The organism is Chitinophaga oryziterrae (assembly GCF_009758125.1).
GTDB lineage: Bacteria > Bacteroidota > Bacteroidia > Chitinophagales > Chitinophagaceae > Chitinophaga > Chitinophaga oryziterrae.
Genome location: NZ_WRXO01000013.1, coordinates 126,045 through 148,352, shown reverse-complemented (window position 1 = coordinate 148,352; position 22,308 = coordinate 126,045). Strand labels below are relative to the sequence as shown.

General features: G+C 42.5%; 16 protein-coding genes and 1 pseudogene. 6 read left to right on the top strand and 11 right to left on the bottom strand.

The features are described from left to right. Positions 1-53: 53 nt before the first annotated feature. Both GO495_RS30175 and GO495_RS30170 read right to left on the bottom strand, forming a co-directional pair. Entirely contained in the window at positions 54-566 is a 513-nt protein-coding gene (locus GO495_RS30175) for a sigma-70 family RNA polymerase sigma factor (protein ID WP_157303679.1), read from the bottom strand. Between the two features lie 131 nt (positions 567-697). After that, a complete protein-coding gene (locus tag GO495_RS30170) occupies positions 698-4,096 on the bottom strand; it encodes a PA14 domain-containing protein (RefSeq protein WP_157303678.1) in 3,399 nt (1,132 codons plus the stop codon). Between the two features lie 209 nt (positions 4,097-4,305). On the opposite strand from GO495_RS30170, the gene GO495_RS30165 reads away from it, so the two are divergent. The 5 genes from GO495_RS30165 (at position 4,306) to nhaA (ending at position 9,468) form a co-directional block, all read left to right on the top strand. Further along, positions 4,306-5,121: a DUF6597 domain-containing transcriptional factor gene (locus GO495_RS30165; protein ID WP_157303677.1), complete on the top strand. Its 816-nt coding sequence runs from the start codon at positions 4,306-4,308 to the stop codon at positions 5,119-5,121. 67 nt (positions 5,122-5,188) lie between these two features. After that, positions 5,189-5,569 carry a YybH family protein gene (locus tag GO495_RS30160; protein ID WP_157303676.1) on the top strand — a complete coding sequence of 127 codons (381 nt, stop codon included), beginning with the start codon at positions 5,189-5,191 and terminating at the stop codon, positions 5,567-5,569. Between the two features lie 12 nt (positions 5,570-5,581). Continuing rightward, positions 5,582-6,346, top strand: coding sequence for an isocitrate lyase/PEP mutase family protein (locus GO495_RS30155; RefSeq protein WP_157303675.1), 765 nt, complete (start codon positions 5,582-5,584; stop codon positions 6,344-6,346). A 298-nt stretch (positions 6,347-6,644) separates the two neighbouring features. Then, the gene (locus GO495_RS30150; protein ID WP_205691360.1) at positions 6,645-8,174 is read left to right on the top strand and encodes an ammonium transporter; all 1,530 of its coding nucleotides are present in this window, start codon (positions 6,645-6,647) and stop codon (positions 8,172-8,174) included. Between the two features lie 73 nt (positions 8,175-8,247). Continuing rightward, positions 8,248-9,468, top strand: a complete 1,221-nt coding sequence (nhaA, locus tag GO495_RS30145; RefSeq protein WP_157303673.1) for a Na+/H+ antiporter NhaA — start codon at positions 8,248-8,250, stop codon at positions 9,466-9,468. Between the two features lie 5 nt (positions 9,469-9,473). Here the strand turns inward: nhaA and uxuA are convergent, their stop codons facing one another. Next, positions 9,474-10,655 (bottom strand): mannonate dehydratase, encoded by a 1,182-nt coding sequence (gene uxuA, locus GO495_RS30140; RefSeq protein ID WP_240915379.1) that lies wholly within the window; start codon positions 10,653-10,655, stop codon positions 9,474-9,476. Positions 10,656-10,841: 186 nt separating this feature from the next. Between uxuA and GO495_RS30135 the strand changes: the two genes are divergently transcribed. Beyond that, positions 10,842-12,074: an InlB B-repeat-containing protein gene (locus GO495_RS30135; RefSeq protein ID WP_157303672.1), complete on the top strand. Its 1,233-nt coding sequence runs from the start codon at positions 10,842-10,844 to the stop codon at positions 12,072-12,074. A 7-nt stretch (positions 12,075-12,081) separates the two neighbouring features. On the opposite strand, the gene GO495_RS30130 is transcribed toward GO495_RS30135, so the two are convergent. The 8 genes and pseudogenes from GO495_RS30130 to GO495_RS30095 all read right to left on the bottom strand — a co-directional run bounded on the left by GO495_RS30130 (position 12,082) and on the right by GO495_RS30095 (position 22,297). Continuing rightward, on the bottom strand, positions 12,082-13,065 hold the full coding sequence (locus GO495_RS30130) for a DUF5996 family protein (RefSeq protein WP_157303671.1): 984 nt from the start codon (positions 13,063-13,065) through the stop codon (positions 12,082-12,084). Positions 13,066-13,130: 65 nt separating this feature from the next. Beyond that, positions 13,131-13,292, bottom strand: a pseudogene (locus GO495_RS32780) (helix-turn-helix domain-containing protein); the annotation flags it as partial. 25 nt (positions 13,293-13,317) lie between these two features. Continuing rightward, entirely contained in the window at positions 13,318-14,355 is a 1,038-nt protein-coding gene (gene fbp, locus GO495_RS30120; protein ID WP_205691358.1) for a class 1 fructose-bisphosphatase, read from the bottom strand. A gap of 12 nt (positions 14,356-14,367) precedes the next feature. Then, positions 14,368-16,803, bottom strand: coding sequence for a phosphoenolpyruvate synthase (gene ppsA, locus GO495_RS30115; RefSeq protein WP_157303669.1), 2,436 nt, complete (start codon positions 16,801-16,803; stop codon positions 14,368-14,370). A 326-nt stretch (positions 16,804-17,129) separates the two neighbouring features. Beyond that, positions 17,130-17,795 (bottom strand): DUF6629 family protein, encoded by a 666-nt coding sequence (locus tag GO495_RS30110; protein WP_157303668.1) that lies wholly within the window; start codon positions 17,793-17,795, stop codon positions 17,130-17,132. Between the two features lie 220 nt (positions 17,796-18,015). After that, entirely contained in the window at positions 18,016-18,771 is a 756-nt protein-coding gene (locus GO495_RS30105; RefSeq protein WP_157303667.1) for a hypothetical protein, read from the bottom strand. Between the two features lie 79 nt (positions 18,772-18,850). After that, positions 18,851-21,352 (bottom strand): TonB-dependent receptor, encoded by a 2,502-nt coding sequence (locus GO495_RS30100; RefSeq protein WP_157303666.1) that lies wholly within the window; start codon positions 21,350-21,352, stop codon positions 18,851-18,853. Between the two features lie 3 nt (positions 21,353-21,355). Then, positions 21,356-22,297: a FecR family protein gene (locus GO495_RS30095; RefSeq protein WP_157303665.1), complete on the bottom strand. Its 942-nt coding sequence runs from the start codon at positions 22,295-22,297 to the stop codon at positions 21,356-21,358. Positions 22,298-22,308 lie beyond the last annotated feature (11 nt).

Below are 22,308 nucleotides of genomic sequence, written 5' to 3'. Positions count from 1 at the left end.
ATAAGAACAGTGAAACGTATGGGTTACCGTCAGGAATCTACGTTAAGGAATTGTTACCAGATGGTGGCCATTAAGGCACGCAGGGAACGGAGTACGCGACCGATATAACGTTCTACTGTTTTTTCGGAGACGCCTTCCTGCAGGGCTATTTCTTTGTAGGTCAATCCCTCTTCCCGGTTTAACAGGTAAAAGCGGCGGGCGGGTTCTTCGTGAGTATTAATGGTATAGTCGATAATCTGTTGCTGTTCTTTTACTTCCAGGTGGTTGGGAGTCGTTGTTTCCATCTGAATAATAGAGTAGGCATCCTGTTGTTTCTTTTCTTTTAAGACCAGTTTAAGGTGGTCTAAAAAACAGTTTCTGGCTATTATTAATATATAGCGCAATTTTTCCTCCCTGCTCTCCGGCAGCAGCTCCAGCTTTTGCCAGACTTTCAGGTAGGCTTCCTGGGCAAGGTCTCTGGCCAGTTCTTTATTGTTGCTGATTTTCTCCAGGTACATAACGGTATTGGGATAGGTTTCTTTGAATAACCTGTCGAAATGTAATTCATTATGTAGGTTGTATGCCATCGCAGTCCCCGGGAAGTGATTTTGGATGCGAAAGTAGTTTTACCGTATGAACTTTATATTAAATCGCTGTTAAGTTTAAGAGAAGATTTCGTAAAAGTATAAGGCTCCGGAATTCCGGAGCCTTATCTATGTTAGCCCGCTACTTTTATTAATTGCTTTGTTGTATTTACTCCGTTAACATTGATCTGAATAAGATAATACCCTTCTTTCAACTTAGAAATATTAAATGATTCTCCTGATTGAATCATCTTTGCAGGCATTACTTCATGACCTGATACATCATAGATAATAACCTTTGCCTGTTTAGCTTTAAACTTCAGGCTGATGGTACCGGATGATGGATTAGGATAAAGGATGATGCTTGAAGATGTACCTGTTTTATCCCTATTTGCTACACGTGCTGATGAAGCCACCGGATATAACTGGTTCTTAGGAATGATCTCTTTACCCTGTAAAGCACTGGACCATTGCAATTTCGCATTCGCTCCACCGTAGTTCTCAAAATATTCCATTTTGAAGTCGTACTGCTGACCGGCAGTTAAGGTAATCGTACCGGTATATTCAATATCCCAGTCGTCCAGCCATTTGTCGATGACAAGCTGATTGTTGATCCATAAACGTCTGCCATTGTCGCTGGTAATATAGAAGGTGTACTCACCGGAATAACGGGGTTCTATTTTGCCTGTCCAGCGGATCGAGTTGGCGTCATTGTTAATGCCGGTGCCTGGAGATCCTTCTCCCCAATCAAAATTGATCTGAGGATCTATACGGGAGAATACAAATGTTTCAAAGTTCTTGCCATTGTAGTAGTTGCCACTTAAACCAGTACCGGCACCCACTGTAGGTACGGGTAATAACTGCCAGCGCGCAGAGGCAAGGCTGTTATCCGTATGTTGTACCAAACGGGCTTCAGGAGCTGTGCTTTCACCATCAATAGCGATCACTTTTCCACTCAGTACAGAGATGAATTTATAGTAGCCACTATCCGCTGCAACAGCGATGAACTGTTGATTAGATGCTTCCAGGTTTGTCCATTGCCAGATAAAGGCATTTTCGGAAGTATCGGATTGGGAAATGTCCAGGCATTTTGCGCTATGGTATGCTGTGATAGTATAACGTCCATCACCCAGGTGTTTGAGGGTGAAGGTCTGGTTAGCGGCCCCTGTTGGATGCCATAGTTGCATGCTAACGCCATCTCCTGTACCACCAGTGCCACCACGTACATCCATATACAGGTTGCTGTTGGGGTTTCTGACGGTATAACTTCCAGCCAGATTTGTAACGCCGTTAGCCAGTACCTTAATAGAGCTTATCTTTTCATCCCAGGAGCCTAAGAGTGGATTATCCGCTGTAACGATCACAGAATCTCCCAGGAAGTTCTCGTGTTCATATAAGATAGCTTTGTAACCGGGCTTCACTTTGAAAGATGAAATCTCGTCGTTAAGGACGCCTTTGAGTTCCAGTCCTGCCAGTTTATATGCACCGATAGGTAAACCTGCGTGGAAGCCTCCGTAATTGCTGTTTTCGTAGACAGTTAAGGGGCCATCAGTAGATGCAGGTCTGCTATATAGTTGTGCCCGGGGAACGATCTGCCGCATTTGCGAAGTACTGGACCATTCCAGGTGGCAAAATGCATCTCCCCCTCCTTCCGCGAACTTTAGTTCGATGTTATATTTTTGTCCGGCTATGAGGGAGATCGTCCCGCTGCGGGTATAAGCACCCTGGGTTTCAAAATCATTAATAATGGGTTGACCATTAACCGTTAATACAGCGCCATCATCTGAATAAACATAGAAGGTGTATTGTTCAGAATAAAGCGGTTGTATCTGCCCCGACCATTTCACAGAGAACTGGTTTACACCTAACAGGGCCTGATTAGGAGAACCTGTTCCCCAGTCGAAGTCTACGGTACGATCTGTCTGCTGATATTTTAATTCATCCAGATGATAACCGTGATAATATTCTGCTTTTAATCCGTTACCCGTGCCAACCGGTATGCCTTTCAGATTCTTACGGATCAGCCATACAAATTCATCCGGCGCTACTACCCTTACATTCGGGCCTAAGCGGTTGATACAATCCAATACATCATTAACGCTTCTATCCCATACATGTACAGATACCAGGCTATATCCATCCTGCGAGCTGATATTTGTAGACGCCTGGTTCAGTTGTGCGGCCAATGACTGAGGAGATGATAATGTTCCCCACAGGGTATACCTGCCGCCAATGGAAGGCTTGTCCTTGTACCAGTCGATTTGCCCGTGACGACCGGTATAATTGGCCCCATAGCTATAATAAAACAGGGCATCGATATTATCCTGTTTCAGGTAAGAAGAGGGATCATTATCGCTGTCATCTGCATCGATAATATTTACAATACGCAGGTCTGCTTTTTTCATGTATTTATTCAGCAGACTGCTTTCTGTTTCAAGGTCTGCATCCGGATAGCGGCCGGGAAAGAAATATCCTCTTCCGGAAGGACCCGCGACCAGCACATTTCTACCTTCGGGGGTAGTTAGGCAGTTATCTACGTATTTATCATATACTACCGGAGCTAATTCTGTGAGCGAAGGCGAGATCGTCCAGCCCAGATTTACATGGGCACGGTTAGGGTTGTTCCAGTTGTTCGTATTATCATGAGTGCCCAACAGCCATTGTACATTATCCCCGTCGCTGATCACAAAACATACGGTATGCACATTGGGTACTACTTCAAAAGGCTTTACCGGATCTTTCTGACGGAAGCTGTCTTTCTTCGCCGGGATGTTCGTAAGCGCAGAGATGTTTGGCCCCCAGTCGGAAGGAATGGCCAGCATTGACTTTAATGAGTATTGCTCTACCGTGGAATACTCCTGCGGCCCCCAGCCGAAAAAGTTAGCCCCTTTGTTCATACGGTTGTAGACACTGGTAGCCAGTGTACCATTGCTGGAATCATCCCAGAACTGGAAGGCTTTGGCATAGGAACTAAAATCGCCAAGAAAGAATATGCGGTCGTCCGCACATTGCTGATAAGAAGCGATGTTACGGCTGAACAGGCTACCATAATTAGCCAATGCCCAGGCACCATCGCGGGTACGTACATCTAAAAGACGCGTTAAACCAGCATTGATAGCAGTCTGTTCGATATCAGCAGGAATAGCCACTGCATTCATTACGCCGGCCAGCGAAATGGCTACATTGGTTGACTTATCCTTTTGATTACAAAGAATGTACCCTGCTAATCTGCCTGAGAAATGGGCCAGTAGCCCGGGAAAATCGTTGTAATACGTCTGATCGATCGCTATCCCGGCTTTTTCTACCAGGGCACGGTGCCCATAAGTATCTCTTAGGATTTCCGGTTTTACCTGTGCAATTACCCCCATCAGGGTTTGCAGAGCAATGCGTTCAGAAGGCGCATAATTCTCCGACGTTAAAAACAGCGTGGTGGGTACTGCTGAAAATGGGAAGGGACTTCCTGGTATCCGTTGCGCCTGTGCCAACAGTGCGGACATACATACCAGTAAAACTGTGTACATGGTCTTTTTCATGATAACATTGAATTGAGTGGTTATGGGAGCGGGTTTTCAAATACTATCTTTTATATGCCACGTGGACGAAGCATAGGGTACAAATCAAAAATGGTCTATCTAATTTAATCAAACTTATCTCAAATCATAATTTTATCAGTTCAAAAGTGTTCCGATTTGTACAATTTTTAGTACCTTATTCATTATAACTTCGTGTAAAAAAGACGATTGTGACATTTAAAGAAATTCTTCCCTGTCTGCAATTAAGACCTTACATCAAGGGGTTCTATTTCTATGAATCCGACTCAGCCCTGAGTTTTGATGATATTGTATTCCCCAGCGGGAATATGGAAGTGATTTTTAACCTGGGAGAAGGTAGCTGGCTAACCAAAAAAGATGGGGTATTCCATACTACACCAGCTATAGAACTCTGGGGACAGATCACAAAGCCGTTAGCTATAAAATCTAATGGTAAGAATATTATGCTTGGGATCCGGTTTTATCCTTATTCTGCAGCTTATTTCTTCAAAGAAAATGTAGCCGAATTTAATAATGATATCAGTGATGCCGCTGATTTATTTGGTCCATCCATTCAAACCCTGCATATCAGGTTATTAGAAACTACAGACCTGCATAACAGGATTATATTAGTTGAAGAATACCTGTTAAACAGACTCAGTATTACCGATAAGAAACATAATAAGATTAAACTTATAGGGGAGATCGCAGATAGTTTGAAAAATGATTGTACCAATGAAAAAATAGTCTCTATATCTCTCCGGAATAATATTTCTACCCGTTATCTCAATCAACTCTTTTCTCAATATACAGGACTGGCCCCCAAACTGTTTTGTAAGATCAACCGTTTTCAGTACAGTCTGAATCTGCTGAATGCCAATACCCAGAAATTAACAGGCGTAGCCTATGATGCCGGTTATTTTGATCAGTCGCATTTCATCAGAGAATTTAAGCTGTTTACAGGCATTACCCCCACTTCATTCGCTACACAAACATTACCCATCAATCAAATATTAGCGACTAACTAATACTTCCGATTTGTACAATTTCAGTAGGTCCATGAGGTTTAGTTTTGTATAACTAAAAACTAAAAAAATGAATCTACCAACAAAAGCACAAGACGTTCATGCATCCCTGGCAAATGCATTCAACACAGGTAATGTTGATATTGTAATGAGTATGTATGATGTTACCGGTATTATCGTACCTGAACCAGGTACATCCGTTTCCGGGAAAGAAAAATTTGAGGAAGCAGTAAAGAGTATATTATCTATCAAAGGTAAAATGGATATTAAAACTGTTTACTGCCTTCAGACAGAGAATATTGCTGTAGGAAGATCTGAATGGAACATTACCGATAATGGCGAGGTTAAAATCAGCGCTAAAGGCATAGAGGTAATGAAACAACAGGCTGATGGCAGCTGGAAAATTATTATTGATCATGCATTCGGCGCAGAAGCTGATCTCGTGCCTTAAATAATAGCAGACATGAAAAACAGATTTGAAGAATTTTTAGCATTACATCATCAACCAGCACCATTACTCATCGGTAATGTATGGAATGCACAGAGCGCTAAAATATTTGAACAACAAAACTTTAAAGCGATAGCTACATCCAGTGCTGCTGTAGCAGAGACATTGGGATATGCGGATGGAGAGGAAATGAGTATAGAAGAGTACTTATTTATCATTAAAAATATTGCAGCCGCTGTTTCTATTCCTTTTTCTGTAGATATAGAATTTGGCTATGGTGATACTCCGGAAGAGATTGTTAGTGTTATAAGACGATTACACGAAACAGGTGTTGCCGGTATTAATATAGAAGATTCAATTGTAGTCAATGGAAATAGAAGTATCCTGGACGCGAAAGTTTTTGCGGAAAAGCTGGAACGTATTACCAGTTTGCTGGATGTTGAGCTGTTTATTAATGTACGTACAGACAGTTTTCTGCTGGGTATACCCAATGCACTGGATGATGCCATTTCGAGGATCGATCTATATCAGCATACAGGAGTACATGGACTATTTTTACCCTGCATTGCAAAGGTGGCAGATATAGAAAAAGTGACCGCCCATTCACTCCTCCCTGTTAATGTTATGTGTATTCCCGGTCTACCTGATTTTAAGCATTTACAAAAAGCAGGTGTTAAAAGAATAAGCATGGGACCATTCTTACATAAAAACATTTATCAGAAAATGAACGATCTGGCAGGAGAGATCGTCACGACAGGAAGCTTTGAGCATCTTTTCTAATAAAAGACCATCACAATAAAGGTTGCAACATATAGTAATAGATGTTGCAACCTTTATTATCATATAGATAAATAAATCATTTAATAAATTAAGGAATCTATAATGCTTTTTACCCTATGTATAGATTCAGAAAACCAGATTATTATAAAATTAAATTGAAATTGCTATAAAAAACAGAAAATAAGACTTAATTTACTGATACAAGGATGGATTCCGCAGTATTTCCGATATTATAATATGTTAGCCTGAGCATTATTTACTCCCCTATATTTTTCACAGCGTTAACCAATTACAAATTATGACAGTCAACCAAATTCCCCGAAGGATTTCTTTAAGCTTACTGTTAGGTATCTGTTTTTTGATGTTTTGTTGTTTTTTTGAACCGGCCCGCTCTTTTGCACAGGATCCCACTGGTTCTAAAACAGGAACTGTTACCGACGTAACTGCCGCTAAGGCAGGCTCACCTACAGCCGCTGAATTAGCAGATGCCGTAGGGCATAACAAAATTGCCATCAACATTATGTGGACGCTGATAGCAGGTTTCCTCGTAATGTTTATGCAGGCAGGATTTGCCTTGGTAGAAACGGGTTTTACCCAAAAGAAGAATGTAGCACATACAATGGGGATGAATTTCCTGGTATATGCACTGGGTATGTTCGGTTTCTGGATTTGCGGATTTGCCTTTATGTTTGGTGGTGCTTTAAATGCAGCTACATTGGGCGGGGCTCCCGGGGTAGTCAGCCATGAGGTTATCGTGCATTTGTTCGGCCATGATTTTGGCATTGCCGGCAATGTTGGTTTTTTCCTGAATAGTAAGGTGTATGATGTCGGTGTATTTGCGTTGTTTCTATTCCAGATGGTCTTTATGGATACCACTGCTACTATTCCCACAGGTTCAATGGCGGAAAGGTGGTCATTCAAATCATTCCTGATTTTCGGTCTGTTCATTTCAATGTTTGTTTATCCCTTATTCGGTAACTGGGTTTGGGGCGGCGGATGGCTGTCTCAACTGGGTGTTAATTTTGGTTTAGGGCATGGTCATGTAGATTTTGCCGGTTCTTCAGTTGTACATATGGTGGGTGGTATGGCTGCATTAGCAGGTGCCATCGTTATCGGGCCACGTATCGGGAAATATGGTAAGGATGGCAGCGTTAATACCATACCAGGACACAATATCCCTATGGCCTTACTGGGAACATTCATTTTAGCTTTCGGCTGGTTCGGTTTTAACCCAGGTTCAACTTTAGCAGGCGGCGATTACCGGATAAGCATTGTGGCTGTTAATACTATGATGGCTGGAACTGCAGGCACTTTAGCAGTACTTGCCATTTTATACATACAGGGTAAAAAACCTGATCCCGGCATGCTGGCCAATGGGCTGCTGGCAGGATTAGTTGCTATTACTGCGCCTTGTGCCTTTGTAAACTCTCTTTCATCCGTGATTATTGGTGCTATTGCCGGAGCGATAGTCGTTTTTGTTATCTACCTGTTAGATGTAAAATTAAAAATAGACGATCCTGTTGGAGCTTTTGCGGTACATGGGGCAAATGGTGCATGGGGAGTACTATCGCTGGGACTATTTGCAGATGGCTCCTATGGTGATGGCTGGAATGGTGTTCCTGGTACTGTAAAAGGTTTGTTTTATGGTGATGCCAGTCAGTTCGGTGCGCAATGCATAGGCACGCTTACCTGCGCAGTCTTCGTATTTACCATAATGTATATTTTCTTTAAGATATCAAATAAGATAACCCCGATAAGAGTAAAAGAAGCAGATGAAATTGCAGGTCTTGATATCCCTGAAATGGGTGTTCATGGCTATGTTGATTAACTGTATTACTGAATTTACCTGCTGAAGGGGCAGCAGGTAAATTCTTATTTACAAACTGAAAAAGGTAAGTGAAATGAAAAAGGTACTGACAAAAGTGATTAATCCTTTAAGGATTTTAATTAATGACAGCCGTTTTACCGGTATGATGCTGATTGCCTGTACAGTCATTTCAATGAGTCTGGCGAATTCAGATTCATTGGCGCATCCTTATAAACAGCTCTGGAATTATAACTTTTTACACGCCTCATCATTCCCCCTGCCTTCCAGTTTTCTAAGCTGGATCAATAATTTCCTGATGGCTTTCTTTTTCCTCGTAGCCGGTATGGAGATCAAACGTGAATTGGTGAATGGGGAACTCTCTTCATTCAAAAAAGCGGTTTTACCTTTTGGCGCTGCATTGGGTGGCATGACGGTTCCCGCTCTGATATTTATTGCTTTTAACCTGAATACCGGTCATCTTCATGGGTGGGGTATCCCAACAGCTACGGACATCGCATTTTCTATTGGTATTGCGTCCCTCTTAGGCAAACGTATCCCTGTAGGGTTGAAGATCTTATTGATGGCATTGGCTATTATTGATGATCTGGGAGCCATTATTGTGATCGCACTATTTTATGGAGGGCATATCAATTTTATATTTCTGGGTATTGCTGCGCTCTTATATATTTCCTTATTTGCCTGTAATTATTTTAAAGTAAAATCAGGGCCTTTACAGATACTACTCTCATTAAGTCTGTGGTATGCCATCTTTAACTCCGGGGTCGAGGCCAGTATTACCGGTGTATTGGTAGCATTTGCCACGCCTGTTGACATGCTCCCTAAAATAGAAAAAGCTATTCACGGATATGTCAACTTTCTGATCATCCCATTATTTGCCCTGGCGAATACAGCCATCCTGCTGCCTGATAATATCATCAGTTCATTGGGTACGACTATCGGGTTAGGGATCATATTCGGATTAGTGATAGGTAAACCCGTTGGTATCTTCCTTTTCAGCCGTATACTGGTAGCATGCAAGCTGGCCAGTTTACCCCAGCATGTGGAATGGAAACAGTTTTTAGGAATGGGAACACTGGCAGGGATTGGTTTTACCATGTCTATATTCACTACCATGCTGGCTTTTAAATCAGCAGCTTTTCAGGATATTTCCAAAGTTGCGATCTTAAGCAGTGTGGTATTATCAGTCGTTGTCAGCCTGGCTTATTTTATGATTATCAGCATCAGTATGAAATCCGTACCTGTGGAGGAAATGTCCATCGCTACAGAAGAAAAGCTGGAACTGGAGCTGCAATAATATATCTAGTTCGTTTTTGCGCTGAGGACAATGCCCATTTCCAGTCCTGTTAATGCCGCCAGTCCTTTTAATCTGCCGATACCTGAATAACCCGGATAAGTGGTTTTCTTCAGATCATCCAGCATCTGATGCCCATGGTCCGGCCTCATAGGAATAGAAATGTTTTTTCTTTGCATCAACAATACCAGTTCTTTTACCACGGCAAACATGTTTACGCTCCCTTCCAGATGATTTGATTCAAAGAAGTTATTGTCTTTATCCTTTTGGGTATTGCGTAAATGAATAAAATGGATATGATCTCCCAAACGTTGCACCATACCCGGCAGATCATTGTCCGCTCTCACGCCAAATGAGCCTGTACAGAAGCATAATCCGTTAGCGGCTGAAGGTACTTCCTGCAATAGCTTATTAACGTCTTCTTCAGTGCTTAAAATGCGGGGAAGCCCCAATACAGGGAAAGGTGGATCATCCGGATGGATCGCCAGTTTTAATCCTGTTTCTTCTGCAACAGGTAGTATCTCCCGCAGGAAATAATATAAGTGCTGCCGTAGCTGATCTGCATCTATTCCGTTATAAGTATCCAGCGCCTGTAGTACCTGTTCGGCGGTGAATGGCACATCACTTCCCGGTAGTCCTAATAATACATTTTTATACAACGTGCCCTGGGCCTCTTTACTCATTGATTGCAATAAACGGGATGCGTTATTGATTTCCTCTGTTGTATAATCACTTTCAGCACCTGGTCTTCTTAATAAAAAGAGGTCGAAGGCTATAAAGGCGGCCCGTTCAAAACGCAGCGCCCTGGAACCATCCGGCAAGGTATAAGCGATATCCGTGCGCACCCAGTCAAGTACCGGCATGAAGTTATAAGTAACTACTTTCAGTCCGCATAACGCTACGTTACACAGGCTTTGTTTATAATTCTCTATATGCCTCAGATAATCGCCGGAATGCTTTTTAATATCTTCACTTACAGGCAGGCTTTCGATGACTGTCCAGCTCATGCCTGCTGCCATGACCAAATCCTTTCTTTTATTGATCTCTGTAATCGTCCATATTTCACCAACGGGTATATGATGTAATGCCGTGACTACCCCCGTACATCCTGATTGCCTGATATCTGATAAGCTGACTGGATCATTCGGGCCAAACCATCTCATGGTTTTCTCCATTATATAGTGCATCATTAATTCCCTGTATTTTGATATGAATATAAGTGAATTTTTAAAAATGCAACCGATTGTATATTTCCCTGCAAGAAAATACCAATTGATAATCAATACAATATTCATATTAAATTAATCTTGTAAATATCATTATAGATTTTTATCTTGTTAACGCATTTGTAAAGGGACAATCACTTAAACTATTCTATGAGATCTTCATTATTGGGTGGACTGCTATACGTAGTATTGTTTACTGCCTGCCAGAAATCCGGCACCCCTGCTCCTGATAATAACAATACTATTACCGACAGCGCTACGGTTACCGTCGTGAATGGCTACGGAAGTGGTAAATATAAAATCGGAGATACTGTAAATATCTGGTCAGCAGCAATTCCTGACAATGCAGTATTTGATAGCTGGACCGGCATTACAAACCTGCTGCAGAATAGCGGGGAATGGCATAACAGCTTTGTGATGCCCGCGCAAAATGTGACAGTCACAGCTTCTACAAAAGCATCAGTTGCCTATACGCTGCAATATGAGAAGATAAAAGGCGTGAACATCCTGAAAAATGTATACTATTATTTCCCTGCCAGTCCTAAGGGTATTGCCTTTCTGCTGCATGGTACCGGTGGCAGTGCACAGAATATCGCTAATAACTACGACTGGATACTGATGATGAGAGACCTGGTAAATGCAGGTTTTGCGGTGGTTGTTACAGAAGCAGAAGAGATCTCATTAGGAACAGACACAAACGGAGACGGAAAACTAAGATGGCAAACGTTACCGCTGGACAGCACTACCAGTATAGACTATGCCAATATCAAAGCGATACGTGACACCTTCTACGCGCGCGGTTATGCCAATCGAACTATCCCTCTATACGCTATAGGTATGAGCAATGGCGGCGCCTTCTCCTGCTCCTTATCTTCATTATATAAATTTAAATCCGGTATCTCTTATTGTGCGCAGGGCTTTCAGATAATCTTCAATACTTCAGTTATACCTTTCCAGTTTTGTATGGCTAAGTATGATGATAATGACGAAGTGGGGGCTAAGGGAGATGCGGATGCGTTGACTTACTCACAATTGCTAACAGGCAGAGGCATCTGCAGTAAATACTTTCTGCAGGATAAATCACCTGCTTATCCGGAACGTTTTGCCAGAAGGTCCGATATCAGTATCGCCTCTTCTACCGCCTTTTTCAATGAATTAAAAACGAATCACTGGATGGATGCCAAAAACTATATGACAGTAACTGCAGATAGCCTGGGGCCTGTTTTACTGGCTAATCCAACTATCTACCCTACTTACAAATCATTCAATGTTTCCCAACGGCTTTTCGTAACGGACCAGATTGATGAGATGTATGCAGCACATCATTTCTTCAGTGATCTGAATAAAACAACCATCAAATTTCTTACTTCACAATGTCAGTGATAATGGCTTAATCATCCAAAGTATTCGTCACTTCCTTGAAACATCCGTATTCTGTTTCGAACCTGGTAAAGTCACATTCCAGTTCTTTACGGTTCCAGTTGCCTGTATTGGCTGCTGCTTCATAAGTAGATTGCAGGAATGCCAATATCGCTTCTTCCGGATCATCTGCCCGCATCGCTGCGTCATATGGCAACAGGAACTCTCCCATCTCCTTACTATAGAAAGCCCCTTCAGGTTTAACAGGCTGTTCTCCGAAAGCAGGCGTTGCAGGATAACAGTAAGCATAAAAAGCGGCGTGCGGGTACTGGTCATTGCCCGGCCAGAATCCGCAGGAGCTTACTTCTTTGGAATAAGCTTCCCGCATTACTTCGGCTGGCATATTGGGTGCTTCTCCCTGGTGCTGCGGTGCATCTCTTCCTGAGAAACGCGTAACAGCAAGGTCAAAGGCTCCCCAGAAGAAATGCACAGGGCTGCATTTACCGGTGAAGGTGGCTCTGAAGCGGGTAAAGATGTTATTGATTTTTACAAGCGCCAGCCAGTAGTCTTCCATTTTTTGCGGATCATATGACTGATGGATTTCATCTTTTTCGAAAGGAATAGCTCCTTCTAATTCGCAGGGGACTGTATAAATAGTCACATCGATATCCAATATTTTTAATTTTTCAAATACCTCTTTGTAGAAGCTGGCAACTGTTCTGGGTTTCAATTCCACCGTTTCTCTTTTACCATTGCTGGTAACGATTACCAATTGATGATGTATAAAGTCAAAGTCTATCTGAAAAATCCCATTCTCATATGGGATACTTCCTGTACCCAATCCATAAGGATTAACATACAACGTAACATGCCAGGAATGATTTAACCAGGGCATCTTCCTCAGACGGACCTTCCCTATGATCTGCGTCCATAGGTGCACAGTGGCTAATGTATCTTTCCAGCTATTATAATCCAGTACGGGCCATTGTGTTTGTTGTAAAGCAGTCTTATCCATAGCAAATGATTGAGAATAGTAATTTAATGAAAAACGGGCTATATCAGCCCGTTTTATCTTTTACATCAGATGAAAACACACTTACCGGTATATTTTTGCTTAAACTCTTTGGGATTGCATCTCTTCCGTTCCCTGAATATGCGGTTGAAGTTGGCCATGTTATGAAACCCACATTTACCGGCAATTTCATTGACAGAATAAGAAGAGTTTATCAGCATCCGGGATACATGTCCAAGGCGGGGTGTTACTTATTTAATATGCATTACTCATGTTGTATAGGATGGCTGTTCCTTTGATGTATTGATGCAGTTCCTGCATCATACCGGAACTTCCGATAAATAACGGAGATCTTTCATGTAGTGTATCCGGGATAATGCTAAGGATGGATTGTTTACCATTGGTGGCATGGCCACCGGCCATTTCGATGATAAAGGCCATAGGATTACATTCGTACAACAGACGTAATTTGCCCTTAGGTTTTTCCGCAGTACCCGGATAGAGAAATATCCCTCCCTTGATAAGGTTCCTGTGAATGTCTGCCACGAGGCTTCCTACATAACGCTGCGTGTAACATTTTCCATTCTGCTTTTTGCGTTCACAAAAGTCGATATACTTTTTTATCTGGTCGTTGTAACCGCCGTAGTTGCCATAGTTCAGTGAATAGATGTCCCCTCTCTCCGGGCATTTCATATTACTGTAACATAGACAGAATTCACCGATGGAAGGGTCTAATGTGAAAGCATTCACTCCACGCCGGGTAGCATACACCATGATGGTACTGGGACCGTAAATGATATAGCCGGCAGCAACGATGCGGGTGCCCGGTTGTAAGAAATCCTCTTTTGTACAGGGCGTGCCTAATGGAGTAACCCTGCGGTAAACAGAGAAGATAGTCCCTACCGGCATATTCACATCAATATTACTGCTACCATCCAGCGGGTCCATCAGTACAACGTATTTAGCGTTGTTGCTTACTTCATCATCGAATACAAGGATATCATCATTTTCTTCACTGGCAATGCCCGCGCAAAAGAGACCATTGCGCAACACACTCACCAACTGGTTATCTGCAAAAACATCTAATTTCTGCACTTCTTCTCCCTGTACATTGATATAGCCTGTAGCACCAAGTATAGCATCCATCAATCCGGCTTTGTTCACTTCCACATTAATACGTTTGGCCGCCAGACCTATATCTCTTACTAATCCGGATAATTGTCCTGTGGCTTTGGGAAATGCCCGGAGTTCCTGGATCGTAAACTCTTCGAGTGTCATTAATTTTCTCATCATACAGCACCGTTGTTAATATTCTGATAAAGCAGCAGCCGTTACCTGTTCTGCAGTGTGAATAGCACGAATAGTTTTAATGATTGAATCAGGTGTAACGGATATTGAATCGATCCCTTCTTCAACAAGGAAACGGGCAAAGTCGGGATGATCAGAAGGCCCCTGACCACAGATACCTACTTTTACGCCTGCCTTTTTTGCCTCTTTTATCAGCATGCTTATCATCCGTTTTACCGCAGGATTCCTTTCATCGTATAATCCTGCTACCAGTGCAGAGTCACGGTCTAATCCCAGGGTTAACTGTGTGAGGTCATTGGAACCGATGGAAAACCCATCTATTTCTTTAGCAAATTCAGCCGCCATCATGATGTTGGAAGGTATTTCCGCCATCAGGTATAATTCCAGGCCATCTGTCCCCTGTTCAAGGCCATATTCCTTCATGATCGCTTTTACTTTCAGCAGTTCTTCTACTGTACGGCAAAAAGGGATCATAACGGATACATTGGTCAGGCCTATCTGGTTACGGACACGGCGGATCGCTTCGCATTCCAGTTTAAATGCTTCCTGGTAAACAGGATCGTAGTAACGGGAAGCCCCCCGCCACCCTATCATAGGATTTTCTTCCTGTGGTTCGAAGTGATGACCGCCCAGCAGATTAGCGTATTCGTTACTCTTAAAATCAGAGAAACGGACGATCACCTTATAGGGATGGAAAGCGGCTGCGATACGGGCAATACCGAAAGATAGCTTTTCAATAAAGTAATCGGCGCCATTGTCGTATCCACGTGTGAGTTCCTTTATGCTGGCAGACAGCGCGGCATCGTTCAGCCGGGTATGATGCAGCAGGGCAAGCGGATGTACTTTGATATAGTTGTTGATGATAAACTCTTCCCTGGCCAGCCCCACTCCTTTATGCGGCAGGTTGGAAAACTGAAATGCCAGTGACGGAGAGGCTACGTTCAGCATCAGTGAAGTATGGATAGCAGGCAGGCTGCTGAGGTTTGTTTCCTGCATGTGGTAATTGATTGTACCATCGTATACAAGCCCCTCATCCCCTTCTGCGCAGGAGGCAGTGATCAATTGCCCTGTGGTGAGCACTTCTGTGGCATTACCACAGCCTACAATGGCAGGTACGCCCATTTCACGGGCTACAATAGCGGCATGACAGGTACGTCCACCTTTGTTGGTAATGATGGCGGAGGCCTTTTTCATGATAGGCTCCCAGTCGGGGTCTGTCATGTCTGTTACAAGTACATCCCCTTCATTGAAATCGTGGCCTTCAATGCGTTTATCCATCGAGTAAAAAATATTGACCATTCCGGTGCCTATTTTATCGCCTACCGCAATACCTGTAAGGATGGGAGCTGCGGTATCCTTATTTTTATCGATGACATATTCTACAAGGGTCTGCCGGTCTTTGTTCGAGTGGACAGTCTCCGGACGCGCCTGCACGATATACAGCTCTCCGGAAATACCGTCCAATGCCCATTCTATGTCCATCGGGCACCAATGTCCTTTGAGTTTGGTGTAGTAATCTTCAATGGTACATACCCAGGAAGCCAGGCGGAGGATCATTTTATCATCCAGGCAGAATCTTTCCCTGGCTGATTTCTCGGTGGAGATGACTTTTACTCTTTCATCCGGGTCATCGCCATATACCATTTTCTGGTCTTTACGGCCCAGCTTCTTTTCTATGATAGCAGGAAAACCATCTTTTAAGGCCGGTTTGAAGAGGATAAATTCATCCGGCAATATGGCGCCCTGTACAACCAGTTCTCCCAATCCATAGGCCCCGTTGATCACCACAGCGTCTTTGAAACCGCTTTCTGTATCGAGGGAAAAAGCTACTCCGGAGGAACCGAGATCAGAACGTACCATTTTTTGCACGCAGATGGATAGTGCTAATTCAAAATGATTGTAATTAAAGCGGTGACGGTAGCTGATAGCCCTGTCTGTAAATAAAGAAGCAAAACAATTACGAACAGAGTCCATGAGTGCTGCCGCACCACGGACGTTCAGGTAGGTTTCCTGCTGACCGGCGAAGGAAGCATCCGGCAGGTCTTCTGCGGTAGCGGAAGAACGTACTGCCACATCTGTATTCTCCTGGTCGTAGTTGGAAGATAACTGGTGATACGCTTCGATAATGAGCTGGGATAATTCCGGCGGGAATTTACTGTTCCGGATCAGTTGCCGGACCTGCAAACCTCCCCTGCGCAGGGATTCCACACTATTGTGGTCGATACCGTTGATCAGCTCTTCTATCTTACTTTCCAGCTGGTTAAACCGGCAGAATATGCGGTAACCGTCTACCGTAATGACAAATCCTTCCGGGATCTTTATACCTAATCCGGAAAGGTTGCTGATCATTTCTCCAAGGGAAGCATTTTTGCCACCCACCTTGCCAATATCGTGGATACCCACGGCAGACAAGCCGATGATTGTTTGGTGCATAAATAAAAAGTGTTAGTAATGGTGGTTGTAAAAAGATAGAATAGGGAAATATCAGGTGCTTTCTGCTAATGCAAATATGAGCAGTACATATTCTGTACGCTCATCGTGGAATCTCTTGGAAACATAGTCAGGACGCATTGCTTATGAATATATTTATGAATCAAATATAATGTTCATAAATTAAAGCAGGCTTGTATGGGTTTAGTTAACAAAAGATGCTAAATGGATTAATTAATAGAGATTTTATCAATTGTAATCGACTTACCTCTTATACTATCGCATTGATACCGGTACTTTTATGAAAGTTCACGAAATCTGTAAGTATTTCACCGCAGGTGAAATGTCTTTATTTCCTCTTTTTCCAAATCCATAATAACAATCAACACAATAACACTTATAGTAGCGGCAAAGTAGCACCAGATTGATATAAGGTACTCACCGAAGAAAAATTTGGATATACCGAATGCTAAAAAGACGATGAGGCCAATCATCCTCATTTTTTTGTTGCCGGAAACAAGGGGAGAAACGACGGTCGGAATGAAATACAGCAGACCACTGTACCATCTGTTTGTATAGGGATATAAAAAGTCATACCTGATATGATGCCCCGACACAACTGCGGTCAGATTAAAAGTGAACAGACAATAAAGCAGGTAAACAGATAGCATGACACCTATAGCCAATATCATACGTAGTATCTTTTTACGCACAGCGTCTTTTTCAATAAGCAGGATACTGAATGGCACTAATATTGGCCATACCACCTGTGCAAACAGCAGAAAGACATGTATGGCTATCTGTTGCCATTGCATATATGCGCTGTTGGAGAATGTAAGCCATAGTATACCTTCATCGAATTGCTGAAAAGAAAATAATAATGGTATACATGCCAGTACTTTTTGGGGAGTGGCTACGGCTTTGTACATTGAGATTGTACCTATTCCCAAAAGAATAGTTCCGGCGGCAAAACTGGCCTCAGCAGAGAAACACATAGTTATCCATCTTTAAATCTCCAACTGCAGTATCAAAGATCTTTTATCAGGTAGGTACAAGGTAGGCTTATATACACATATAAATCAATAAAAAGAAAAACCGGCGTATCCTCAGTTTTCCCTGTAGCTGGCTCAACTGGTCCGGTATAGAAAGGTTGCAGGTATAATAGTTTAAACAAAGGGGAATAACCAGGTATTAACCCGGTTATTCCCCTTTATTTTATTGCTTTACCATCTTCTGGCGCAGTGTCTGCACCACCAGCGTATCATTGCTTTGAAGGAGATAAGTCAGACTACCGCTGACATAAGGAAGGGTCCTTCCTAACTTAGATACCATACTTTTATCAAAAAGCATTGTTTCTCCTCTCTTATGTGTATAAACACTATAGTCCATTGATACACCAAACTGGGTAGGAATCATGACATTTGTTGTAATAGTGGCCACTACATAAGGGATATAATAATTACTATCAGCAATCAGCAGGGGATATTTTTTTCTGTAGGAACATGGATCCGTATAGTAAGAAGGACATTCTGCCAATGGACCATTCTTATTTACCATATCCATTAAAGAATCACTCCAGGATTTTTGTCCTGCCGGAGTAACAGCGCTATCTAATACTGCCATCAGTATCAATGAATCGCTTTTATCAACGATTTCTGCTTTAGTGTTGCCTATTACTGTATGCTTAGCATCGGAAAATTCCAGTGTATATGCGGTAAACATACTGGCATCTGCTGTTGACTTATCAAATACATAATCTGACAGCACCCCTCTGCGTGTTACATAATCCTTTATGATCGCCTGATCGTGAATAGCTACCCCGTTGTTGGTGTACATGACAGCTTCATCTGCGGTTACAACATTCCCCGCTTTGTATGATTCGTTCCTGGAATCAGGAGTAGTACCGTCATCATTTTTACTACAGCTATATAAACATGTGCATGTCAGTAATGTAATCAGAATTCTTTTCATGGTTAAATCGTGTGTTTGGTTTTGTTTGATAGTAAGACGGGGAATGTTGGGAAACTCCTATCGCTTAGTAAAAATATTTTTAAAAGCTGATGTTATAAGTCAGGTACCAGCTATACTTAAATAGCTGATTAGGGGATGTAGTGATATCATAGCTTTTATTCTCAGCTGTTATTATCTCTGTGCTATACTTCATGGCAGATTGATTCACCGCATGTATACCTGTTGTTACTCTATGGCGGATTTTCCCTGTATCAAAATAGTAAGAAGCATTACAATTCAGGCGGTTGGTTTCTGGACCTCTGAAAGGGGTATTAGTTGGAGTAGTGATGTCCGGATTGAAAGATACCGATGAAGGAAGTGTTATCCAGTCGCCCGTATTAAAATGCCAGAGTACACTTAATTCAAGCTTTTTAATTGGCTGATATTGTATTAAGAGATTCAGATTATGACGTCTGTCGTAACGGTAAGGTTGTTTGCTGCCATTGTAAATGCTATCAAACTGTCGCCAGCTCCAGGAAAGTGTGTAGGAGAAAATGGTTTTCCATTTGTTGTACTTTTTCTCCACCATCAGTTCTGCACCATAGCCGGATGCTTTGCCTGTCATAATCTTTTTCTCTATGGAATCATTGTTAAAAAGGATATTGGATGTTTGCGTAAAGCCGGTTACGTTATTTGTTTCCTTATAATAGATATCAGTGGTGAGGTGTAACTTACTCCTGCTTTTATACTGATATCCGATATTCAGCATTTTACTTTCTTCCGGTTTTAAGAGCTTGCTGCCGGGTATCCATACTTCCCTGTTCATACCCGGGTACGGACTTGTAACCAGATGTAATAACTGCCCGATTTGAGTATAGGAAAGATTGATCTGCTGGGACTCATTTATTCTGTAGCTGGAGAAAAATCGTGGTTGCCATGCATGATAGCTATAATTATCATAGTTACAGGCATTAAAATGTACACCGGGCCGTATCAGGAAATTTGCACCTATCCTGATCTCATTTTCATAATATACCATTATATCAGAAAAACCAAGTGTACGTTTTCCGGAAGAAAAAGAATCAAGGTCCTCTACAAAATAATAGGTAATCAGTGTGTTGTAAGAGTGTATGTTGTTATGCTCAAATCTTCCTCCAAAACGGCTTTGCAGATGTGGAGATATAGTGAGTTCAACTTGCGTTTTGGCTTCGTATCGTGTACCGGAAGAATAATTATTGAATACAGCGCCTTTGTTATATTCATCCGGAACATTGTACATTAAACCGATGTAGTTATCATAGTTGCTTACATTCAGTGTGGTATTTACAAAGGAGCGGGTACCCGATATATGGTTCCAGTTAACAGTAAAAAGCCTGTTATTCCATTTCTGCAGGTATTCCGGATTATCCTGTGACAGGTGAAGCCTGTCTGTCCCCACATAAGCGCTTAACTGTAATTTATTATTCCGGTTGAAAATATGGGTAGCCTTAATATGTGTATCTGAAAAAGCGGCATCGTATGCTAACAGGTCGTGATTAGCCACATCTCCCAGGCTTTGTCTGGAAGATAACATGATGGCAGTACGGTTTTTCTTCAACGGGCCTTCAAGGGTAAATGAAAGAGAATTGATGCCCGCTTCTCCCTCACCGCTCCATCTCTCCATGTTACCATCTTTTGTGTTGATCTCAGTGACGGAGGAGATGCCGCCGCTTAACCGGGCGGGGAAATCATTTTTATATTGCTGGACTGATTTGATACTGGTATTGGCTAAAATAGATACCTCTCCGAGTAAATGCGCAGGATTAAACACCTGGTTACCATCCAGCAGAAAAAGGCTTTCACCGGGATCTCCTCCCCTTACCAGCAGTTTACCACCGGATTCCTGGCTTTCCATATTTCCAGGTAACAGGTATACAGCACGTACGGGATCGGTCCCTCCCAGCATATTGCTATAGATCCCGGATTGGTATCTGTCGAGTTTAATACCGGCATCCCTTTTTAGCATATTACCCGCTTCTACCTTTGCTTCGGGTAACATAGCAGGTGAAAGGGCCAGGTTGAGATTCCTATTTTTATCAAGGTCTATTGTAACTATCCTTGAAGAAGATCCTGTAAATGAGACCTGCAATGCATGTTTCCCTGATGGAAGGGAAATACTGTAAAAGCCAAAGACATTTGACTGGCACAGGGTTCCTGTGGAGGTTTCCCTGATAGAAGCAAATGGTAATGGCTCAAGACTGTTCTCCAGCTGGACAAATCCGTAGAGAACGTATTTCTCAGCCGCTTCCAGCGGAGAACCGGCAGCTACTATGATAATTTTATTATTCCTTTCAATAATGGATACTTTTTGTCCGGCTAAAGTTCTGTTGAGTGCAGCACCCAATGATGTTTCACCCGCAGGAAGGCTTATTATCAGGGTACTATCCAGAGAAGAAGGCGCATATTCAATATTGATCTTGCTATAGGTAGCCAGATCATGCAATACAGCATTTGCACTTCCCTCCGTTGCCTGGCAATAGAACTTGATTTTTAACAGACTACTTTGTGCCATTCCATCTGATAATAGAAAACAGCCGGCTACAGCAAGCAGGAAACGTAACATAGGTTATGGCTTAAATAGCAGGATAGTATCGTGTTGTTTGCGGTAACTAAGATTGGACAATAATTTGATTTCTTCCAATACCTGTTCTATTGGTTGCTTTTCAAACTTCGCTGTGATATTGGATGTCAATAACCCGCTATCTGTTTTTATAACCAGGTGATAATAATCAGAAAGTTCTGCAGCTACCTGGTCTATCGGAGTATTATCGAATGTTAAGACCCCTGTTCTCCATGACAAATAATTCGAATCCTTCACCGGTGTTACATCAATACCTTTTTCATTCAATACGGCAGCCTGGTTGGGCAAAATGACCTGCCGTTGTTTAGTGGCTGTTTCGGTAAAGGCCACCCTGCCGGTAGTTACTACTAACCGGTCGTATTGACTGTTGGTATTAATCGTAAAAGAGGTCCCCAGTACTTCAAGGATAGCCCTGGTGGTCCGTATGCGGAAAGGGCGCTCCTTATCCGGCCGCACATCGAAGTATGCCTCACCGCTAAGGGTCACCTCCCGCTCTTTAAAGGCTTTCGGGAAGCTGATGGCAGCGCCTTTACGGAGAATCACGGAGGATCCGTCCGGAAGTGTAAGCTGCCTGTTGGCAATATTGGATGCCTGGAGCGTTGTCATATCCTTTTGGCCGAAGAGCATCCAGCCTGCGATAAAAATGACGCCGATAAAACAGGCTGCCAGGAGTAATCTGTAATTACGGGCAGGCTTACCCTGTTTAAGGGCAAGATCGAGCTTATTCCACGCTTTATTTGCATCGTAAACAGGTGTATCAAGGACAACTCCTGATTCCTGCCATAACTTAAGTAGCTGTTTATATAATAATTCATGTGCAGGGTTCTCTGCACGCCATTCCTCCAGCACCTTCATTTCTGAGCTGCTTTCCAATCCTTTCAGATGTTTTTCGAGTATTATCTCTATATGTTCAGGTAATGACATCATAACTTTCCCGG

Coding starts and splice junctions, on each gene's coding strand:
- fbp (WP_205691358.1), bottom strand. CDS start 14,355: ATGATGAGAAAATTAATGACACTCGAAGAGTTTACGATCCAGGAACTC.
- GO495_RS30150 (WP_205691360.1), top strand. CDS start 6,645: ATGACAGTCAACCAAATTCCCCGAAGGATTTCTTTAAGCTTACTGTTA.
- GO495_RS30155 (WP_157303675.1), top strand. CDS start 5,582: ATGAAAAACAGATTTGAAGAATTTTTAGCATTACATCATCAACCAGCA.
- nhaA (WP_157303673.1), top strand. CDS start 8,248: ATGAAAAAGGTACTGACAAAAGTGATTAATCCTTTAAGGATTTTAATT.
- GO495_RS30175 (WP_157303679.1), bottom strand. CDS start 566: ATGGCATACAACCTACATAATGAATTACATTTCGACAGGTTATTCAAA.
- GO495_RS30110 (WP_157303668.1), bottom strand. CDS start 17,795: ATGTGTTTCTCTGCTGAGGCCAGTTTTGCCGCCGGAACTATTCTTTTG.
- GO495_RS30160 (WP_157303676.1), top strand. CDS start 5,189: ATGAATCTACCAACAAAAGCACAAGACGTTCATGCATCCCTGGCAAAT.
- GO495_RS30100 (WP_157303666.1), bottom strand. CDS start 21,352: ATGTTACGTTTCCTGCTTGCTGTAGCCGGCTGTTTTCTATTATCAGAT.
- ppsA (WP_157303669.1), bottom strand. CDS start 16,803: ATGCACCAAACAATCATCGGCTTGTCTGCCGTGGGTATCCACGATATT.
- uxuA (WP_240915379.1), bottom strand. CDS start 10,655: ATGATGCACTATATAATGGAGAAAACCATGAGATGGTTTGGCCCGAAT.
- GO495_RS30170 (WP_157303678.1), bottom strand. CDS start 4,096: ATGAAAAAGACCATGTACACAGTTTTACTGGTATGTATGTCCGCACTG.
- GO495_RS30095 (WP_157303665.1), bottom strand. CDS start 22,297: ATGATGTCATTACCTGAACATATAGAGATAATACTCGAAAAACATCTG.
- GO495_RS30135 (WP_157303672.1), top strand. CDS start 10,842: ATGAGATCTTCATTATTGGGTGGACTGCTATACGTAGTATTGTTTACT.
- GO495_RS30130 (WP_157303671.1), bottom strand. CDS start 13,065: ATGGATAAGACTGCTTTACAACAAACACAATGGCCCGTACTGGATTAT.
- GO495_RS30105 (WP_157303667.1), bottom strand. CDS start 18,771: ATGAAAAGAATTCTGATTACATTACTGACATGCACATGTTTATATAGC.